We start from the raw sequence: 16617 nt of genomic DNA on the forward strand, positions 1-16617 counted from the left end.
CAGTCCCGAAAAAAATTACTAAGTAGGCTTGGCATTCGATGCTAAGCATGCTTACGGTAGGGGGGTAGTCAGCGCAGAGCCTCAAGCAGCCGGGGCGGAAACCGGGCGTCGGAGACATCCCGCGCAAGGACATCCATTGCTGGCAGACCCAGTGCAACGACACATCCAAGGAGAGTCATGCTCAACAGGGAAAATCTTGAAAACCTGCTCACCAAGGGCGGCAACGTCGTCGGTTCCGATGGTACGAAGATCGGTTCGATTGGCCAGTTGTACGCAGACGACGACACGGGTGAGCCCACTTGGGTCACGGTCAAGACCGGCCTTTTCGGCACTTCCGAATCGTTCATCCCGGTCGAAGGCGCACGCCACCAGGACGACGACCTGGTAGTCCCCTACACCAAGGAGCACGTCAAGGACGCGCCCCGCGTGGACGCGGACGGCCACCTCACCCCCGAGGAAGAGGACCGGCTGTACACCTACTACGAACGCGGTGCCCGGACCTACACGCAGGCGACCACCGGCACTGACCGGGACGTTGACCTGCAGGGCGACGCCGACCTGAACGCCGGCACCCCCACGGCAGGCCTGGCGGCAGGCAACGGCACCTCCGACCGCGACACCACTCGCGGAACCGTCGGCCACGACACCTCCGGCCCCACCACCGATGACGCCATGACGCGGTCGGAGGAACAGCTTCACGTGGGCACGGAGCGTGAGGCCACCGGCCGCGCGCGGCTGCGCAAGTACGTCACAACCGAGAACGTCACCAAGACCATCCCGGTGGAGCGCGAAGAAGTCCGCATTGAGCGCGAGCCCATCACGGACGCCAACCGCGGTGCCGCCATGGGCGGACCGGCCATCAGCGAGGAAGAGCACGAAGTGGTCCTCCATGAGGAGCGCCCGGTGGTGGAGAAGGAAGCCGTCCCCGTGGAGCGGGTCCGGCTGGACAAGGATGTTGTCCGCGACGACGTCACGGTCAACGAGGAAGTCCGCAAGGAAAACATCGAAACAGACGGCGGCAGCCGCCGCTGACAGGTGCGGGGGACTCGTCCCTACATTCCGCGGGCAGGCTGGCTGAAACAGCGGCCCTGACACGGTGAACGGCGCCGGGAGCCTACTTGGGGGCTCCCGGCGCCGCACTCTTTAAACGCTGGTGCAGCCGCGCATAAACGTGGCTGCACCAGCCAGTAGGACGAATATCTTCAGAACTTACGGTTCATCTCTCATTCGCGGCTCCTGTTTTCCCGGTTTACGGAATCCGGGTCATCGAACTGGCGCCGGGTGACGGCGGCGGCCAGCAGAAATCGCAGCACGCCCTCGGCGGGGCAGCGGGTGTTGGTTTCTACCAATTTTACGGCGGCCTCCAGGAAAAAGCGCCGGCGTCCCGGTCATTTGATTGATCATCCGCGCCCCCGTGGAGCCTGTCGTTCGCGGGCAGAGCCCACCCGGCGTGACACCATGGAGCACGATGAAACTGCGCGCTGACCAGACCGGAGACCGTGGCCTTCCCATGCCGTTGTGGCTGCAGGGAGCCCTTGAAACGGCGCAGGCGGCCATCATTTCCGCGCTGGTGGTGGTGGCGCCCATCGTGGCTGTCTGGGCCACCGCCGGTTTCCAGAACGGGCAGTTCGAGGTCCTGGCCCGGCTGGCAGGCCAGTCCTGGCTCCTGGTACACGGCGTGCCGCTGGAACTGGCGGGTGCGGGACCGCAGGCGGCCACGCACGGCGGAACCGGCGTCCTCAGCCTGATTCCCCTGGGCCTGACCCTGATCCCGTTCCTCCTTGCCTGGCGGGCTGGCCGCCGGCTGGCCCGTGCTTCCTACACGGACCAGCTGTGGCAGGCGCTGCTTGGATCCTGGGTGGTCTACGGGGCTTTCGGCGCCGCCACCGGGTTCGTCTGCCGCAATGCCGACGTCGTCATCAATCTTTGGTACGCCATGCTGGTTCCCCTGGTTCCGTACGGACTGGGCATGGTGATCGGCGCGCGCAGGGAAGCAGGATCCTGGAGCCGGCTCATCGGCGTTGACGCGGTGGACTGGATTTCGCGCACCAGCCAGCATTCACGCTGGGCCGGTTCCTACTTCGCGTCGGTGGCCAAGGCAGGATTCGTGGCGGTGGTGTCCGCGCTTGCGTTGGCAGCAGCGCTGCTCGCAGTTGACCTGTTCATCCACTGGAACCTTGTGGTGTCTGTCTATGAGGCGCTCGACGCCGGCCCGGTGGGAGGTGCCGCCCTCACCATCGCGCAGCTCGGCTTCCTGCCCAACCTTGTGGTCTTCGCCCTCGCCTGGACATCCGGTGCCGGCTTAGCCATGGGCGTGGGCTCCCAGGTGGGTCCGCTGGGCACCGCCGTGGGTCCGCTTCCGTCCATCCCCGTCCTGGCGGCCATCCCCTCGGGCCCCCTGGATTACGCCTTCGTGGCCATGATCGTTCCGGTGCTGGCCGGTGTCATGGCGGGGTGGTGGTTCCTCCGGGAGGGAGAGAACCACTTTGATGAGTGGCTTGCCATCAAGGTCCACGCCCGCTGGTTCACGGCGACAGTTTCCACCCTCGCCCTTGGCGCGCTGGCCGGCGTGGCCGCGGGGCTGCTGACCCTGTGCCTGGCCTGGGTTGCCAGGGGCTCAGCCGGGGTGGGCCGCCTGACCGCCATTGGACCTGACCCGCTGTGGACGGGACTGTGGGTGGCCGCCGAGGTGGCTGCCGGCGTCGTGATTGGCTACGCGGCCGGACCATGGCTGGAACGCGAGAAAAGCACGGCTGTTGAACGGGACGCGGAACTGGTCCACTAGGACCTGCGCGGGGCCTAGCGCACCTTGGTGGGCAGGACGTCCTGGAACTGCACCATGCAGGCGTGGGTGGCCCGGTCCGTCAGCGCACGGCCAAGGCAGGCCTGGTACTCGCGGACCTGGTCAAAGAGGACCATGGTGGTGACAATCAGCAGCACCATGACGGCAGCGACCACCAGGCCGGAAATGGTGCCGAAGAGAATCAGCTTGGATTCCTTCAACCGGACTGCACGGACCAGCAGGACAATTCCCAGGACCAGGCCCGAGGCGGTGAGCACCGTGGTCAGCCAGAGGTAGCCCACATCCAGCTGGTAGACGAAGAACGCGCCGAGCACCGAGACCACGAACATCCGGAACAGGGTCTGGGTCTTGGCGAGGGACGCTTTCGCCGCCTCGCTGAGCGGGGGCCTGACCTGCTGCTGCCCGCTCCGGCCCGGTTCGCTGTTCATGTTTTCCAGCGTACGCGAGCCTGCACCTAAGCTGGACCAATGCGTATCGTCGTCCTCGTTTCCGGCACCGGGTCCAATCTCCAGGCAGTCATCGACGCCGTCAAGGCGGGCGGGCTCGCTGTGGAAATCGCTGCGGTGGGCGCGGACCGCGAAGGAACGGCCGGCGTCGAACGCTCCGCTGCCGCCGGCATCCCCACGTTCGTGGTGGACTTCAAGGCCTACCCGGACCGTGCCGACTGGAATGCCGCCCTGACCGAAGCCGTGGCCGCCTACAAGCCGGACGTGGTGGTGTCTTCAGGGTTCATGCGGATTGTCAGCCCCGGTTTCATCGACGCGTTCAACGGCAGGTACCTCAACACGCACCCGGCGCTGCTGCCGGCGTTCCCAGGGGCCCATGGCGTGCGGGATGCGATGGCATACGGGGTGAAGGTCACGGGCTGTACCGTCCACTGGGCGGACGCGGGCGTGGACACCGGCCCCATCATTGCCCAGGAGGCCGTGACCATCGAGGATTCAGACACCGAGGAAACGCTGCACGAACGCATCAAGGTGGTGGAGCGGCGGCTCCTGGTCTCCACCTTGGCGGCCCTCGCCGCAGACCCCTCGTTCCCGTCCCCCCAGCCCCCCAACTAGCTCGCAGTTGTTGTCGTTTTGACCCGTCAAAACGACAACAACTGCGAGTCACTTAATCATCGCCGCCGCTGGCTGTGGATAACTCCGGCAGATGGCAGAAGCGTTTGCGACTATGGTCGCGTGAAGACGCCTCGTCCACTTCCCGCCGAGATCGCCCGGGTGCCGTTTACGTGCCAGGAAGCGGTCGACGCCGGCGTAACTCTTAGGCGGCTGCGCCACGGAGAGCTGGACGCACCCAGCCGCGGCATCAGGGTCCCGCAAGACGGCTCGGGCCAGGGTCGAGAGGGCACGGCCCTGTCTGAAGCGTTGAGGCCGTTTACGAGGATCACTTCGTTTTCGGCGGTGTCCCACGCCACGGCCTTCACGTTCTGGAGTTTTCCTGGTTTTTTGCCCGGTCAAGAGGACCCGCTGATCCATATTTCCCGTCCGGACACCATGGCTATTCCCCGCCGCAAGGGCGTTGTCGGCCACGTAGGACAGTTCTTCGACGACGAGATCGTGCATGTGGAAGGGGTGCTGGTAACCAGCAGGCCCCGGACATGGCTGGACAATGCCCGAAGGATGAGCGTTGAGGAGCTGACAGTAGTGGCGGACCATCTTCTGCGGGTGCCGAGGGCTGCGTTCGAAATCAGGACGGAGCCGTTTTGTACCCTTGGGCAGTTGTCCGACATGTTGGATCGACACAAAGGTACACCCGGCATCCGGAAGGCAAGACTTGCCCTGGAGTTGGCGCGGGTTGGTTCGGACTCGGCGCCGGAGACGCGGCTTCGGCTTGCCCTGAACGCCGCGTGCCTGCCTGAGCCGATGCTGAACATGCCCATCGAACTTCGCCCCGGCGTCATTCGTCAGCCTGACCTGAGCTATCCGGAGTACAGGATTGCGGTGGAATACGACGGCGACGGCCATTCCGAGCCACAACAGATCGTTAGGGATATCGACCGCGAGGAGGATTTCAGCCGAGGAGGATGGCTGCTCGTGAGGATCTCAAAGCGCCACATGCAAAACCAGGCGTTGTCCGCCCTCTCGAAAGTGCGCGGGGCGCTTCTCAGCAGAGGCTGGGTACCAAAGTAGCTCGCAGTTGATGCCGTTTTGACGTGCGAGAACGACAGCAACTGCGAGTCAGTTGGGAACCGTCTACTGCAGCCGGCGCTGGCGGGTTTCGGGGGAGAAGAACGCCATCCACAAAACGGAGACCAGTACCAGGGCTCCCGCCAGTGCAAACGACGTTGCAAGCCCGAGTTCCGGCCAGAAGTAGTTCGCGAAGATCAGCGGCCCAAAACCTGCGCCGAGGCGCGAGAACGTGGATGCCCAGCCGAAGCCGGTGCCGCGCAGTTCTGTGGGGTAGAGCTCGGACACGTAGGCATACAGCACGGGGATGGCCACCTGCACCACGAAGCCGAACACCAGCAGCCAGAACACCGCGGCCGTGGGGATGTCCACCACGAAGGCCACAATCACCAGCGTAAGAGCGGACAGCGGGCCGGTGATGGCCAGGATCCATTTGCGGCCCACACGCTCCACCAGGAGCGCTGCCACCACCACGCCAAGGAAGCCGACGGCGGCCATGGAGGCTGTGGTGACGAACGCCTTGTACTCGGCGAACCCTGCGCCGATGAGGATGCGCGGCATCCAGGTCAGGGACAAGTAGTAAACCAGCAGGATGCTGAAGAACAGGGACCATGCGGCGGCGGTGATCTTCCAGCTGAACTGCCACACTGAGCGCAGCTGCGTCCAGGCGCTGCCGGCGGAGAGCCGCGGGACATCCCTGGCGTCCGGAAGGCTGTAGGCACGCGGTTCTGCCCCGGTTGCTTCCACCAGTCCGTCGATGATACGGGCCGCTTCCTCCCGCCGGCCTTTCCGGATCAGGAACAGCGGGGACTCGGGCACGCTGCGCCGGACCCAGAAAACCAGCAGCGCCGGCAGGACCATCACCAGCATGGTCAGCCGCCAGTCGCCGTAAAGGGCCACCAGCCCGGCCGAGACGAATCCCGCCAGGGCAGCGCCGATGGGCCACCAGCCATCCATGGCCGTAAGCACTTTCCCGCGCTGCTTCCGCGGCGTGAACTCACCCACCAGTGCGTAGTCCACGGGAATGCAGCCGCCCAGGCCGAATCCTGCCAGGAACCGGAAGGCGCAGAACCAGATGAAGTCGGGGGCGAAGGCGCCGCACACGGTGAACACGGAGAAGAGCAGGAGGGTTGCCGTGAAGGCCTTCTTGCGCCCAACGGTGTCCGCGATGGTCCCCCAGATGAAGGCGCCCAGCGCCATGCCGACCAGGTTCGCCGTGCCCACCCAGGCCGCTTCCCCCGCGGAAAGGGACCAGTGCTTGGACAGCAGCGGAATCAGGATGCCGTTCAGGGTTACATCCCAGGCATCGAACATGAAGCCGAGGCCTCCGATCAGGAAGATCCTGCCCTGGACTTTCCATCGCCAGGGCAGTTCCTGGACCACCTGTTCGCCGCTGGGCACAGTGGTGTATGTATTCATCGCCGCCTCCTGTCCAAAACTTTAGCCCGCCCCAGCCCGTTCACACTCCGGCGTCCACGCCGGGCAACCGCGCCCTTCGCGATAAACTGGCCCTATCCCCACCAACCGCGGCCCTGTACCGCGAGATAAGACGGAGACATTTGTGAGCTTCACGCAGCATGAGCGCGTATCCATCGACCGTGTACCCATCCGCCGGGCCCTGATCTCGGTTTACGACAAAACCGGTCTGGAGGAGCTCGCCACGGGCCTGCACGCAGCGGGCGTGAAGCTCGTCTCCACCGGCTCCACGGCAAAGAAGATCGCCGCCGCGGGCATCCCCGTGCAGGAGGTGGAGGAAGTCACCGGTTCCCCCGAAATGCTGGACGGCCGCGTCAAGACGCTGCACCCGCGTGTGCACGGCGGCATCCTGGCGGACCGGCGCGTTCCGGCCCACATGGAAACCCTTGCCAGCATGGACATCGAAGCCTTCGACCTGGTGGTGGTGAACCTCTACCCGTTCGTGGAGACCGTCAAGTCCGGCGCCGCCCAGGATGACGTCGTCGAACAGATCGACATCGGAGGCCCCGCCATGGTGCGTTCGGCCGCCAAGAACCACGCCGCCGTCGCCATTGTGGTGGACCCGTCCTTCTACGGCCAGGTGGTGGAGGCCGCCGCCGCCGGCGGCTTCGACCTGAAGACCCGCCGCCGCCTCGCGGCCAAGGCATTCGCCCACACCGCGTCTTATGACAACGCGGTTGCCACCTGGACCGCCAGCCAGTTCCTGGACGAGGACGGCGACGGCGTCATCGACTGGCCTGCCTACGCCGGCTTGTCCCTGGAACGCTCCGAGGTCCTCCGCTACGGCGAAAACCCGCACCAGCAGGCTGCACTGTACGTGGACAAAGCCGCCCCGGTGGGCATCGCCCAGGCGGACCAGCTGCACGGCAAGGCCATGAGCTACAACAACTTCGTGGACGCCGACGCCGCCCTGCGCGCTGCCTACGACTTCAGCGAGCCCGCCGTCGCCATCATCAAGCACGCCAACCCCTGCGGTGTGGCCGTCGGCTCCAAGGACGCCGCAGACCCCATCGCCGACGCGCACGCCAAGGCCCACGCCTGCGACCCCGTCTCCGCGTTCGGCGGCGTCATCGCCGCAAACCGCCCCGTCACCGCAGGCATGGCCAACACCGTCAAGGACATCTTCACCGAAGTGGTCATCGCCCCCGGCTTCGAGCCGGAAGCCGTGGAGATCCTGTCCAAGAAGAAGAACATCCGCCTGCTCGCCCTGCCCGAGGGCTACGGCCGTTACCCCACGGAGTTCCGCCAGGTCTCCGGGGGCATGCTGGTCCAGGTAAGCGACAAGGTGGACGCCGATGGCGACAACCCCGCCAACTGGACCCTCGCAGCCGGTGAAGCAGCGGACGAGAAGACCCTCGCGGACCTTGCCTTCGCCTGGACAGCCTGCCGGGCCGCCAAGTCCAACGCCATCCTCCTCGCCGAGAACGGCGCAGCTGTGGGCATCGGCATGGGCCAGGTCAACCGGCTCGACTCCTGCCGCCTGGCCGTGGAGCGGGCCAACACGCTGGGCGTCACGGTGGAGTCCGACGTCGAAGGTGCCGGCGGTGCCTCCAACGCCAGCGCTGCCGGGGCACCGCAGCGGGCCCGCGGCGCCGTGGCTGCCTCCGACGCGTTCTTCCCGTTCGCCGACGGCCTCCAGATCCTGATCGACGCCGGCGTCCGCGCTGTCGTGCAGCCGGGCGGATCCGTGCGCGATGAAGAGGTGATCGCGGCAGCCAATGCGGCCGGCATCACCATGTACTTCACCGGGGCCCGCCACTTCTTCCACTAGGACAAACGACGGCGCCCGCCCCCTGAGCAAAGGGGGCGGGCGCCGTCGTCGTTGTGCCGGCTTAGTCCTGGTCAGCTGAACCGGGGCCGGGCTCCGGAAGTTGGATCTCCCGGGGCTTGGCCTCTGCCATTCGTTGCTTTGTCCAGTACTCGAGGACTTCCTCGTGTGACTGGGTCAGGTCAACGTGGCTGACAGGATCCTCGTCGGGCCCGGGTTCCTTAGGATTTTGCTGCACTGGCGTAGGTTGCCTGGATGACTGAGCCCCAGTATGGGCCGTACATCACGGCAGAACGGTTGTAGCCGTAGCTGTTGATGGAGTTCTGCACGCCATCGGAGCTGGTCCCGATGAACCACGGGCCGCCTGAGGAACCCCCGGTCATGTCGCAGGGGATGCCCTGGCTGTTGAACTGCGGGTTGTTCGGATCATTGGTTGCCGTGCCGGTGCAGCTCTTGAGGGTCTCACCGTTGTACGGGGCAGCGGCGGGGTAGCCGTAGGACTTGTAAGTCAGGCCCCGGGCCTGGTTGAAGGCCACGCCCGAGCCTCCGACCACAGCGGTGAGGTTCTTGCCGTTCAGGGGGTTCATGACGGCGAAGCCGGTGTCGTACGTCATGTCACCGTTTGAGACCCACTGGCTCGGCGCGTACAGGGCCCGTGCAGACCACTTGCCATACGGTGCTGCGCCATTCTCATAGGCAGGAACAAAGACGAAGTTGGTGGCGTACGCTCCAGGCCCCTCGTTAACGCAGTGTCCCGCTGTGGCAACCGTGCTGCCGTTGGTCGATGAGACAGCGTTGCCGGAGCACACATAGTTGGCGCCCCCCAGGGTGAAGAAGACCTTGCCGATGTGGCTGACCGGCGTTTCGCTCTTGGCAGTGCTGCCGGTGCTCTTGGTGCCCTTGGTGGAAGACGGTTTGCCCTTCTCCACGACGGCTGCGCTGGAGCGGTTGCCGCGTTCCAGCGCCTTGCCGGCAAGGGTATCGCCGGGGATGGCGCTCTGCATCCGCTCCGGTGTCCAGTAGTCGGCAGCACCCGCCGCGTCAAGGACAGCACTGGTAACGGACGGATTCGTGTGGTCGTCCGCGGCTGCTGGTGTTGCGGTGGCGGCACCTGCACTGGTGAAAGCCAGAACGGCGGCCGCGGAGAGGCTCAGGAGGGCGGAAGCCAGAGACCTGGTGCTTGTCATTGTTGTCCTGTCTGAACGGGGAAAGGCGTGGGAATGCCAAGTGTGACCCTGCGAATTTATCCCTCCATGACAGATTTGTAAATAGTAGTGACGTATCATGTATGGCCTGCATTGTCCCGGGATGGAGCCCTGGCGGCCGGGTGCCCGGGCGCGGCGGGCACCCGGTTTCCTGCCGCCGTCGGCCGTTCTCCATCGCTGTAATCCTGCCCACGGCAGGGGTAACGCTGGGCCTCCGGTACGCTTCAAACTGGTGTCCTCGGGTAAGTTGTACATGGTGAAATAGACCGAATTTTCACAACCAAGCCGACCCACAGGGAGACGCCCGCGCATGTCCAAGATTATCTACACCCACACCGACGAAGCGCCGATGCTGGCTACCTATTCGTTCCTGCCCATCATCGAGGCGTTCGCTTCGACAGCAGGTGTGGAGGTGGAGACCCGCGACATTTCGCTCGCCGGCCGCATCATCGCCCAGTTCGGTGACTACCTGACCCCCGAGCAGCAGATCGGTGACGCCCTTGCTGAGCTCGGTGAGCTGGCGAAGACGCCGGAAGCCAACATCATCAAGCTGCCCAACATCAGTGCCTCCATCCCGCAGCTGAAGGCCGCCATCGCCGAACTGCAGGGCCAGGGCTACGCGCTGCCGGACTATCCGGACAACCCCTCCTCCGACGAGGAAACCGCCGTCCGCTCGCGCTACGACAAGATCAAGGGCTCGGCCGTGAACCCGGTCCTGCGCGAAGGCAACTCGGACCGCCGGGCCCCGCTGTCAGTCAAGAACTACGCCCGCCAGAACCCGCACTCCATGGGCGCCTGGACCCCTGACTCCAAGACCAACGTGGCCACCATGGGCCAGGATGACTTCCGGTCCAACGAGAAGTCCGTGGTCATCGAGTCCGAGGGCACCATCGCCATCCAGCTGGTCCGCGAGGACGGCTCGGTGAAGGTCCCGAAGAAGGCCTTCCCGGTCCTGGCCGGCGAGGTCATCGACGGCACTGTGATGCGCGCCGCCGCCCTGGATGAATTCCTGAAGGCCCAGGTGGCCCGCGCCAAGGAGGAAGGCGTGCTGTTCTCCGCACACCTGAAGGCCACCATGATGAAGGTCTCGGACCCCATCATCTTCGGCCACGTGGTCAAGGCCTACTTCTCCGAACTCTTCGAAACCTACGGCAAGCAGCTCTCGGCAGCCGGCATCAGCCCCAACAACGGCCTTGCCGCCATCCTGAGCAGCCTTGAGGACCTTCCCGCGGATGTGCGCGACGGCGTGCAGAACCTGATCAAGAAGGGCCTGGAAGACGGTCCTGCCCTGGCCATGGTGGACTCGGACAAGGGCATCACCACCTTGAACGTCCCCAGCGACGTCATCGTGGACGCTTCCATGCCTGCCATGATCCGCAGCTCCGGCCACATGTGGGGCCCGGACGGCAAGGAAGCGGACACCTTGGCCGTCCTGCCGGACAGCTCCTACGCCGGCATCTACCAGGTGGTCATCGATGACTGCCGCGCCAACGGTGCCTACGACCCCACCACCATGGGCACTGTGCCGAACGTTGGCCTCATGGCACAGGCAGCCGAGGAATACGGCAGCCACGACAAGACCTTCGAGATCCAGGAAGCCAGCCGGATCCAGATCGTGGACGGTTCGGGCAACGTGCTGATCGAACACGAGGTTTACGAGGGCGACATCTGGCGCGCCTGCCAGACCAAGGATGCCGCCATCCGCGACTGGGTCAAGCTGGCCGTCACCCGCGCCCGTGCCTCGCAGACCCCGGCCGTGTTCTGGCTGGACGAGGAACGCGCCCACGACGCCAACCTCATCGCCAAGGTCAACGAGTACCTGAAGGACCACGACACCAACGGCCTGGACATCCAGATCATGTCCCCGGTCAAGGCCATCGCCTTCACCCTGGAACGCATCCGCAAGGGCGAGGACACCATCTCCGTCACGGGCAACGTGCTCCGCGACTACCTCACGGACCTGTTCCCCATCCTGGAGCTGGGAACCAGCGCCAAGATGCTCTCGGTCGTTCCGCTGATGAACGGCGGCGGACTCTTTGAAACCGGTGCCGGCGGTTCCGCGCCGAAGCACGTCCAGCAGCTGCTCAAGGAAAACCACCTCCGCTGGGACAGCCTGGGCGAGTTCCTGGCGCTGGCCGTCAGCTTCGAGCACCTGGCCACCACCACGGGCAACGCCCGCGCGCAGGTCCTGGCCGACACCCTGGACCGCGCCACCGGCACGTTCCTGCTGGAGAACAAGTCCCCGAGCCGCCGCGTGGGCGAGCTGGACAACCGCGGCAGCCACTACTTCCTGGCCCGCTACTGGGCGGAGGAGCTGGCCAAGCAGACGGACGACGCCGACCTGGCCGCCGCTTTCGGTTCCGTCGCCAAGGAGCTGTCCTCCAAGGAGGAGGCGATTGTGGGCGAGCTGGCCGAGGTCCAGGGCTCACCCGTGGACATTGGCGGCTACTACCGCCCCGAGGATGCCAAGGCCTCCGCGGTGATGCGTCCTTCCGCCACCCTTAATCAGGTCATCGCCGGCCTGGCCTAGCACCGGCCGCTGCTGCGGCAGCTGACAAAGAGAGGCGGTGGCCGGATCGTTCCGGACACCGCCTCTCTTTGTGCTCTTTATAGTATGGGCGGGCTAGTTCTTGCCTTTGCCTTTGTCGGCGTTGCTGTTCTTGCCGGTGTCCGCGCCGGAGCCGCCCGCGTTGCCCTGGGCCGGTGCCGGGGCGGGAGCCGGCTGGGGCGCGGGTGACTCGGCGGTGGGGGATGGGCTTTGAGCTGCCTGCGCGGCGTTCCGGGCATCCTCGGCGGCTTTGGCCGCAGCCTGCTGTGCCGCGACAACCTCGTTCAGGTCTGCCCGGACAGCGGAGGCCACGGTGGTGATGCTGCGGCGCCGTTCCTCCGAGACCTTGCCCTTTGCCTGCAGTGCAGTGAGGTCGGCTTCAAGACCTTCCAGTGCCTTCAGTGCCGACGCAGGATCGTCTTGGGACGACGCCTGCGTCACTTCCAGCACTCGTGCCTGGAGCTGTGCCGCAGCTTCGCGCTGAAGGCCGTTTCCCGGCGCCGCGCAGGCGCTGAGGTAGCCTGCCGCCAGAAAGGCCGCCGAGAAAGCCAGGACCAGCCGGCCCGGGATTGTCTGCCGCGGCGTCACGGCTCCACGCTTTTCTGCAGCTCCTGCAGATGGTCGCCCAAGACGCCGGTCACGGTGGGATAAGGGACGACGTCGGCGGGCCGGGCCGAGATGCTCATCATCACCGCAGCCACGGCTGCAGCAATGACAAGGACACCAAGCACGACGACCAGCCATATCCGTTGGTTCCGGGAGAGGCGGGGTGTGCGGGGAGCCTTGCCTGCGGATGCACCGGCAACCACTCCGGCCGTTGCCACTCCGCTCGTTGCCACTCCGGAACCAGCCGGCGATGCAGCAGGTTGGGCGGCTGATGCGGGATCGGCAGCCTCTGTAGAGGCCGCTGCCTCGCGCACATCATCCACCGATTCTTCAGCGGTGATCGAGGGCGGGTGGAAGGGCATGGCGGGAAGCACCCGCGTGGTTTCCGGTGCCAGTTCTCCCGGCGTTGAAGCCGGCGAGACCAGTGCCTGGCGGAGTGCCGTTTCGATGTCGGCGGCCGCAGGGCGTTCCAGCGGCTCGATGCCAGTCATGGAACGGATGAGGTCCGCCCATTCCGGGGGAACGTCGTCGGGGATCTCCGGGGCGCGGTGGAGCCGGGCAACGGCGGATTCCACTGCGCTGCCGGGGTACTCCACGGTGCCCTTGATGCACTCAAGCAGCACCAGTCCAAGGGAGTAGATATCCGTGGCTGACGAAAGGGGTTTGCCAAGGGCCTGCTCGGGGCTGAGGTAGGCAGCCGTGCCCACCATGGTGCCCGTGGCCGTGAGCCGGGTGGAATCCGCGATCCTGGCGATGCCGAAATCCGTGAGCTTGGGCCGCAGCGGCTCACCCGGGCGGATCTGGACCAGGAGGATGTTCCCCGGTTTGATATCGCGGTGGATGATGCCCAGGCCATGAACGTACGCCAGAGCGTCGGCGATGCCGGCTCCGATCACGGACAGCTCTTCCAGGGGTACCCGGCTGTGCCTGATGCGGCTGCGCAGGTCCTGGCCCTCGACGAGTTCCATGGTCAGGAAGGGCCGGGGCTCGTCCGGAATGCGGTCATCGATTCCGGCGTCGAAGAGCGTCACCAGGCCGGGGTGGTTCAGGGTGGCCAGAAGTTGGATTTCGGCTTCCTGCCGCTTAAGCTCGTCCGCATCCGGAGCCTGCGGGGCGAAGAGTTTCAACGCCACGTCACGGCCCAGCTTTTCGTCCCGTGCGCAGTACACCGACGACATCCCGCCGCGGCCTATGACCTCACCTAAACGATAGCGACCGCCGACAACTTCATTCTTGATGGAGCTAGGCGATTCCGCCACCATGACCGTTCCTCCCGGTGCGCTGCGGCACTGTCGTACCTCAAATTATACGGGCGGGACGGCGGAACCAGCGATTGACCTAGGGTTTCGCGTTGCGACACGCCGACGGCCCGGCGGCGATTTCAAACACGTTCGCCGCCGGACCATTGGCTACAAGGACATGTGTGCTGATGACATGTTTTGTACTGTTACTTGGTTGTTGGGTGGGTGTCCTCCTCTCGTCAGCCCGCCGGGTGCTGCCGCTTCAGGCGCGTGCGCGGGCGGTTTCCTTACAGGACTCAGGCCTCAGGACACCTTGCGCTTGCGGAGCATCAGGAGTCCGCCTGCCAGAAGCACCAGCGCCAGGGGAACCAGCGCTCCGTCCCAGCCGGTGTTGGCCAGGCGGGTGTGGGCTGAGCCGGTGTTGGCAAGGGCAGGATTGCCGCCAGTCGGAGTGCTCCGCGGTGTGGTGACCGGGGCGATGGCCCCGCTCACTGCGGTGGAGCCTGCCGGTGCAGCGGTGAAGTTGCCGCTTCCTGCAGTACCAGTACCGCTTGTGGAGTCATTGCCGGAAGTCGAGCCGCCGTTGCCGGCAGGGTCGCCTGACCCCGGAGTGCTGGTTCCGGGATCAAGGGTGCCGGTGTCTCCGGTGGTGCCGTCTCCCGGGGTGGTGGTTCCCGGGTCAGTGGTGCCGGGTGTGTTGGTGCCCGGAGTGCTGGTTGCGCTGTCATTACCGAGTCCGATACCCAGGTCAATGCCAAGGTCGACAACGGCATCCAGGCCGCCAGCGTCCGCAGTTCCGGTGTCCACACCGGCTCCAAGGTCGATGCCTGCGTCGACTCCACCCGATGTATCACTGCTGGTGACGCCACCGATGGTGAGGTCGAGAACTGCCTCAACGGTAGTGCCGAGCCCACTGGTATCGCCGGCACTCACGCCGCCGAGTCCCAGGTCTGCGGCTGCGTCGACGGCGAGGTTTGCCGTGGTGGCGTCCGTGGTGGTGGTGCCGGTGCTTCCGAGGCCGAGGTTTACGTCCACTGCGGCGGCCAGGTCGGTGGTGCCGGTTGTTGTGGGGTCGGTGGTGCCGGCGAGTCCCAGGTCTGCGGCTGCGTCGACGGCGAGGTTTGCCGTGGTGGCGTCCGTGGTGGTGGTGCCGGTGCTTCCGAGGCCGAGGTTTACGTCCACTGCGGCGGCCAGGTCGGTGGTGCCGGTTGTTGTGGGGTCGGTGGTGCCGGTGAGTCCCAGGTCTGCGGCTGCGTCGACGGCGAGGTTTGCCGTGGTGCCGTCCGTGGTGCCGGTGCTTTCGAGGCCGAGGTTTACGTCCACTGCGGCGGCCAGGTCGGTGGTGCCGGTTGTTGTGGGGTCGGTGGTGCCGGTGAGTCCCAGGTCTGCGGCTGCGTCGACGGCGAGGTTTGCCGTGGTGCCGTCCGTGGTCCCGGTGCCGGTGCTTCCCAGGCCGAGGTTTACGTCCACTGCGGCGGCGACGCCTGTTGAGCCGGCCGGCGTTGGGTCACCCAGCAGGCCCAACGACGTCGAGTCAGCGGGCGCCGCCGCCGAGATGAGGGCGGAAGCGGAAAGATCCGTCCCGCTGGTGGTGTCCGCTGCGTTTGCGGCAGCGCAGCCGAAGGCCAGAAGGCCGCCGGCAAAGAGGGTGCTAAGCAGCCCCCTGCGAAGGGTGCAGTTCATGATGGTTACTCCTGAAGTTGAGGTAGTTCGGGCGCTTATCAGCTGCCCGTAAAGCCACGTGCTGCCCGTTGGGGGCAGACGGCCTCAACTAGTCAGGGGAAGAACCGGGGTCGAACGACACCGGCGCAGGGGCGTGCTCGGAGGCCTCGCCGGCGGGAACAGCGCCAGGGCGCTCAAAACCAAAATAGGCAGGGCTAAGCCATGCTGCGGCACCGGATGAACCGCCGGATGATCCAGCGCTGCCGGTGCCGGATCCCGGTGCGGCAGGAACCTGGGCAGGCAGCGGTGCCGGCTCGACGGGAAGGGGCTGCCCCGACGCGGGGTCAGCCGGGACAGACATGCCAGCCCACGGGGAGGACGTGTTGGCCAGGGCTGCACTGCGGACCGTTGCCAAGGCCGCGCTGCCGCCGGCAACCGGCGCCGTGGGCGACGCATCCGGTTCCTGCCCCGGTTCCAGCCCCGTTCCGGCCCCATCCGGAAGGATTTCCAAGGCCACTGGCTGAGCTGCCGCGGGGCCAGGGACAACCCCGGGAGGAAGATCTGCCGGCACGGCGTCAACGGCCGGGGCGGGAAGCGGAAGTGGAGCGGTGCCGGTCAGGAGATCGGCAACGGGCTGCAGCGCCGGTTTAAGTACCGGGACGGCCTCGGCTGCAGGGGCTACAACAACCTGCACCACCCCGGCCGTCACGGTGTCGGCGATCTCCCCAACGGGAGCGGAGACAGTGGAAAGGGTTCCCGCCGGAATCACCTGGTCCAGCACGGGAACGGAGGTAATGAGGTTGTCGGCAACGCCGGCGACCTGGGCTACGGCAGGCTGCGCCAGTCCAGGGCCTGCAGCAGGTCCGGCCGGGGAGGCGGCAGGAGCCGGTGAAACAGTGTCCGCAAGTTCGTAGGCCAAGGATGAGGCCGAGCCGGTGACGCTGCCGAGCAGGGAAGGGGAGTCAGGCCCGGCGTCGGCGGATGCTGAAGTTGACGAAAGCGCCAGCCAAGTAACTGCGGCTGCCCCGGCAAGGAGCGCTGGTCGCAGGGCACGCCATGGCGAACTCATGCTAGCCATGCGTACCACCCCCCAGTGAGCTGTGCAATCAATGCTGGCTAAAGCCTATGACTCCTTGTTGCCGCAAGTCCAGACTTTGCTAAAGGGATTTTACAAAGGGC

General features: G+C 65.9%; 14 protein-coding genes. 6 read left to right on the forward strand and 8 right to left on the reverse strand.

Features of this window, described 5'->3' with window-relative positions:
- The first annotated feature begins 177 nt into the window (after positions 1-177).
- Together LDO14_RS06010 and LDO14_RS06015 are read left to right on the forward strand one after the other, a co-directional pair.
- The gene (locus tag LDO14_RS06010; protein ID WP_223994406.1) at positions 178-1032 is read left to right on the forward strand and encodes a PRC and DUF2382 domain-containing protein; all 855 of its coding nucleotides are present in this window, start codon (positions 178-180) and stop codon (positions 1030-1032) included.
- Between the two features lie 436 nt (positions 1033-1468).
- On the forward strand, positions 1469-2785 hold the full coding sequence (locus LDO14_RS06015) for a DUF6350 family protein (protein WP_223994408.1): 1317 nt from the start codon (positions 1469-1471) through the stop codon (positions 2783-2785).
- Between the two features lie 14 nt (positions 2786-2799).
- Here the strand turns inward: LDO14_RS06015 and LDO14_RS06020 are convergent, their stop codons facing one another.
- Positions 2800-3231: a hypothetical protein gene (locus LDO14_RS06020; RefSeq protein WP_056393416.1), complete on the reverse strand. Its 432-nt coding sequence runs from the start codon at positions 3229-3231 to the stop codon at positions 2800-2802.
- 39 nt (positions 3232-3270) lie between these two features.
- On the opposite strand from LDO14_RS06020, the gene purN reads away from it, so the two are divergent.
- Positions 3271-3864, forward strand: a complete 594-nt coding sequence (purN, locus tag LDO14_RS06025) for a phosphoribosylglycinamide formyltransferase (RefSeq protein ID WP_223994410.1) — start codon at positions 3271-3273, stop codon at positions 3862-3864.
- Positions 3865-3984: 120 nt separating this feature from the next.
- Positions 3985-4935 carry a hypothetical protein gene (locus LDO14_RS06030; RefSeq protein ID WP_144600506.1) on the forward strand — a complete coding sequence of 317 codons (951 nt, stop codon included), beginning with the start codon at positions 3985-3987 and terminating at the stop codon, positions 4933-4935.
- 63 nt (positions 4936-4998) lie between these two features.
- Here the strand turns inward: LDO14_RS06030 and LDO14_RS06035 are convergent, their stop codons facing one another.
- On the reverse strand, positions 4999-6351 hold the full coding sequence (locus LDO14_RS06035) for an MFS transporter (RefSeq protein ID WP_018771795.1): 1353 nt from the start codon (positions 6349-6351) through the stop codon (positions 4999-5001).
- 142 nt (positions 6352-6493) lie between these two features.
- On the opposite strand from LDO14_RS06035, the gene purH reads away from it, so the two are divergent.
- A complete protein-coding gene (gene purH, locus LDO14_RS06040) occupies positions 6494-8179 on the forward strand; it encodes a bifunctional phosphoribosylaminoimidazolecarboxamide formyltransferase/IMP cyclohydrolase (protein WP_018771794.1) in 1686 nt (561 codons plus the stop codon).
- 61 nt (positions 8180-8240) lie between these two features.
- On the opposite strand, the gene LDO14_RS06045 is transcribed toward purH, so the two are convergent.
- Both LDO14_RS06045 and LDO14_RS06050 read right to left on the reverse strand, forming a co-directional pair.
- Entirely contained in the window at positions 8241-8414 is a 174-nt protein-coding gene (locus LDO14_RS06045) for a hypothetical protein (protein ID WP_166673078.1), read from the reverse strand.
- The gene (locus tag LDO14_RS06050; protein ID WP_018771793.1) at positions 8398-9363 is read right to left on the reverse strand and encodes a hypothetical protein; all 966 of its coding nucleotides are present in this window, start codon (positions 9361-9363) and stop codon (positions 8398-8400) included. Before LDO14_RS06050 ends, LDO14_RS06045 begins: the two co-directional genes overlap by 17 nt.
- A gap of 328 nt (positions 9364-9691) precedes the next feature.
- On the opposite strand from LDO14_RS06050, the gene LDO14_RS06055 reads away from it, so the two are divergent.
- Positions 9692-11911 carry an NADP-dependent isocitrate dehydrogenase gene (locus tag LDO14_RS06055; protein ID WP_223994412.1) on the forward strand — a complete coding sequence of 740 codons (2220 nt, stop codon included), beginning with the start codon at positions 9692-9694 and terminating at the stop codon, positions 11909-11911.
- 93 nt (positions 11912-12004) lie between these two features.
- On the opposite strand, the gene LDO14_RS06060 is transcribed toward LDO14_RS06055, so the two are convergent.
- From LDO14_RS06060 to LDO14_RS06075, 4 genes are all read right to left on the reverse strand, one after another.
- Entirely contained in the window at positions 12005-12517 is a 513-nt protein-coding gene (locus LDO14_RS06060) for a hypothetical protein (RefSeq protein WP_134164575.1), read from the reverse strand.
- Positions 12514-13797 carry a serine/threonine-protein kinase gene (locus LDO14_RS06065; RefSeq protein ID WP_026266154.1) on the reverse strand — a complete coding sequence of 428 codons (1284 nt, stop codon included), beginning with the start codon at positions 13795-13797 and terminating at the stop codon, positions 12514-12516. The genes LDO14_RS06060 and LDO14_RS06065 overlap by 4 nt, the downstream gene beginning before the upstream one ends.
- Positions 13798-14079: 282 nt before the next feature.
- Positions 14080-15459: a hypothetical protein gene (locus LDO14_RS06070; RefSeq protein WP_134164574.1), complete on the reverse strand. Its 1380-nt coding sequence runs from the start codon at positions 15457-15459 to the stop codon at positions 14080-14082.
- 88 nt (positions 15460-15547) lie between these two features.
- Positions 15548-16516, reverse strand: coding sequence for a hypothetical protein (locus LDO14_RS06075; RefSeq protein ID WP_223994414.1), 969 nt, complete (start codon positions 16514-16516; stop codon positions 15548-15550).
- Between the last annotated feature and the right edge of the window lie 101 nt (positions 16517-16617).

Origin of the sequence: Arthrobacter sp. NicSoilB11, assembly GCF_019977375.1 — a bacterium.
Lineage (GTDB): Bacteria > Actinomycetota > Actinomycetes > Actinomycetales > Micrococcaceae > Arthrobacter.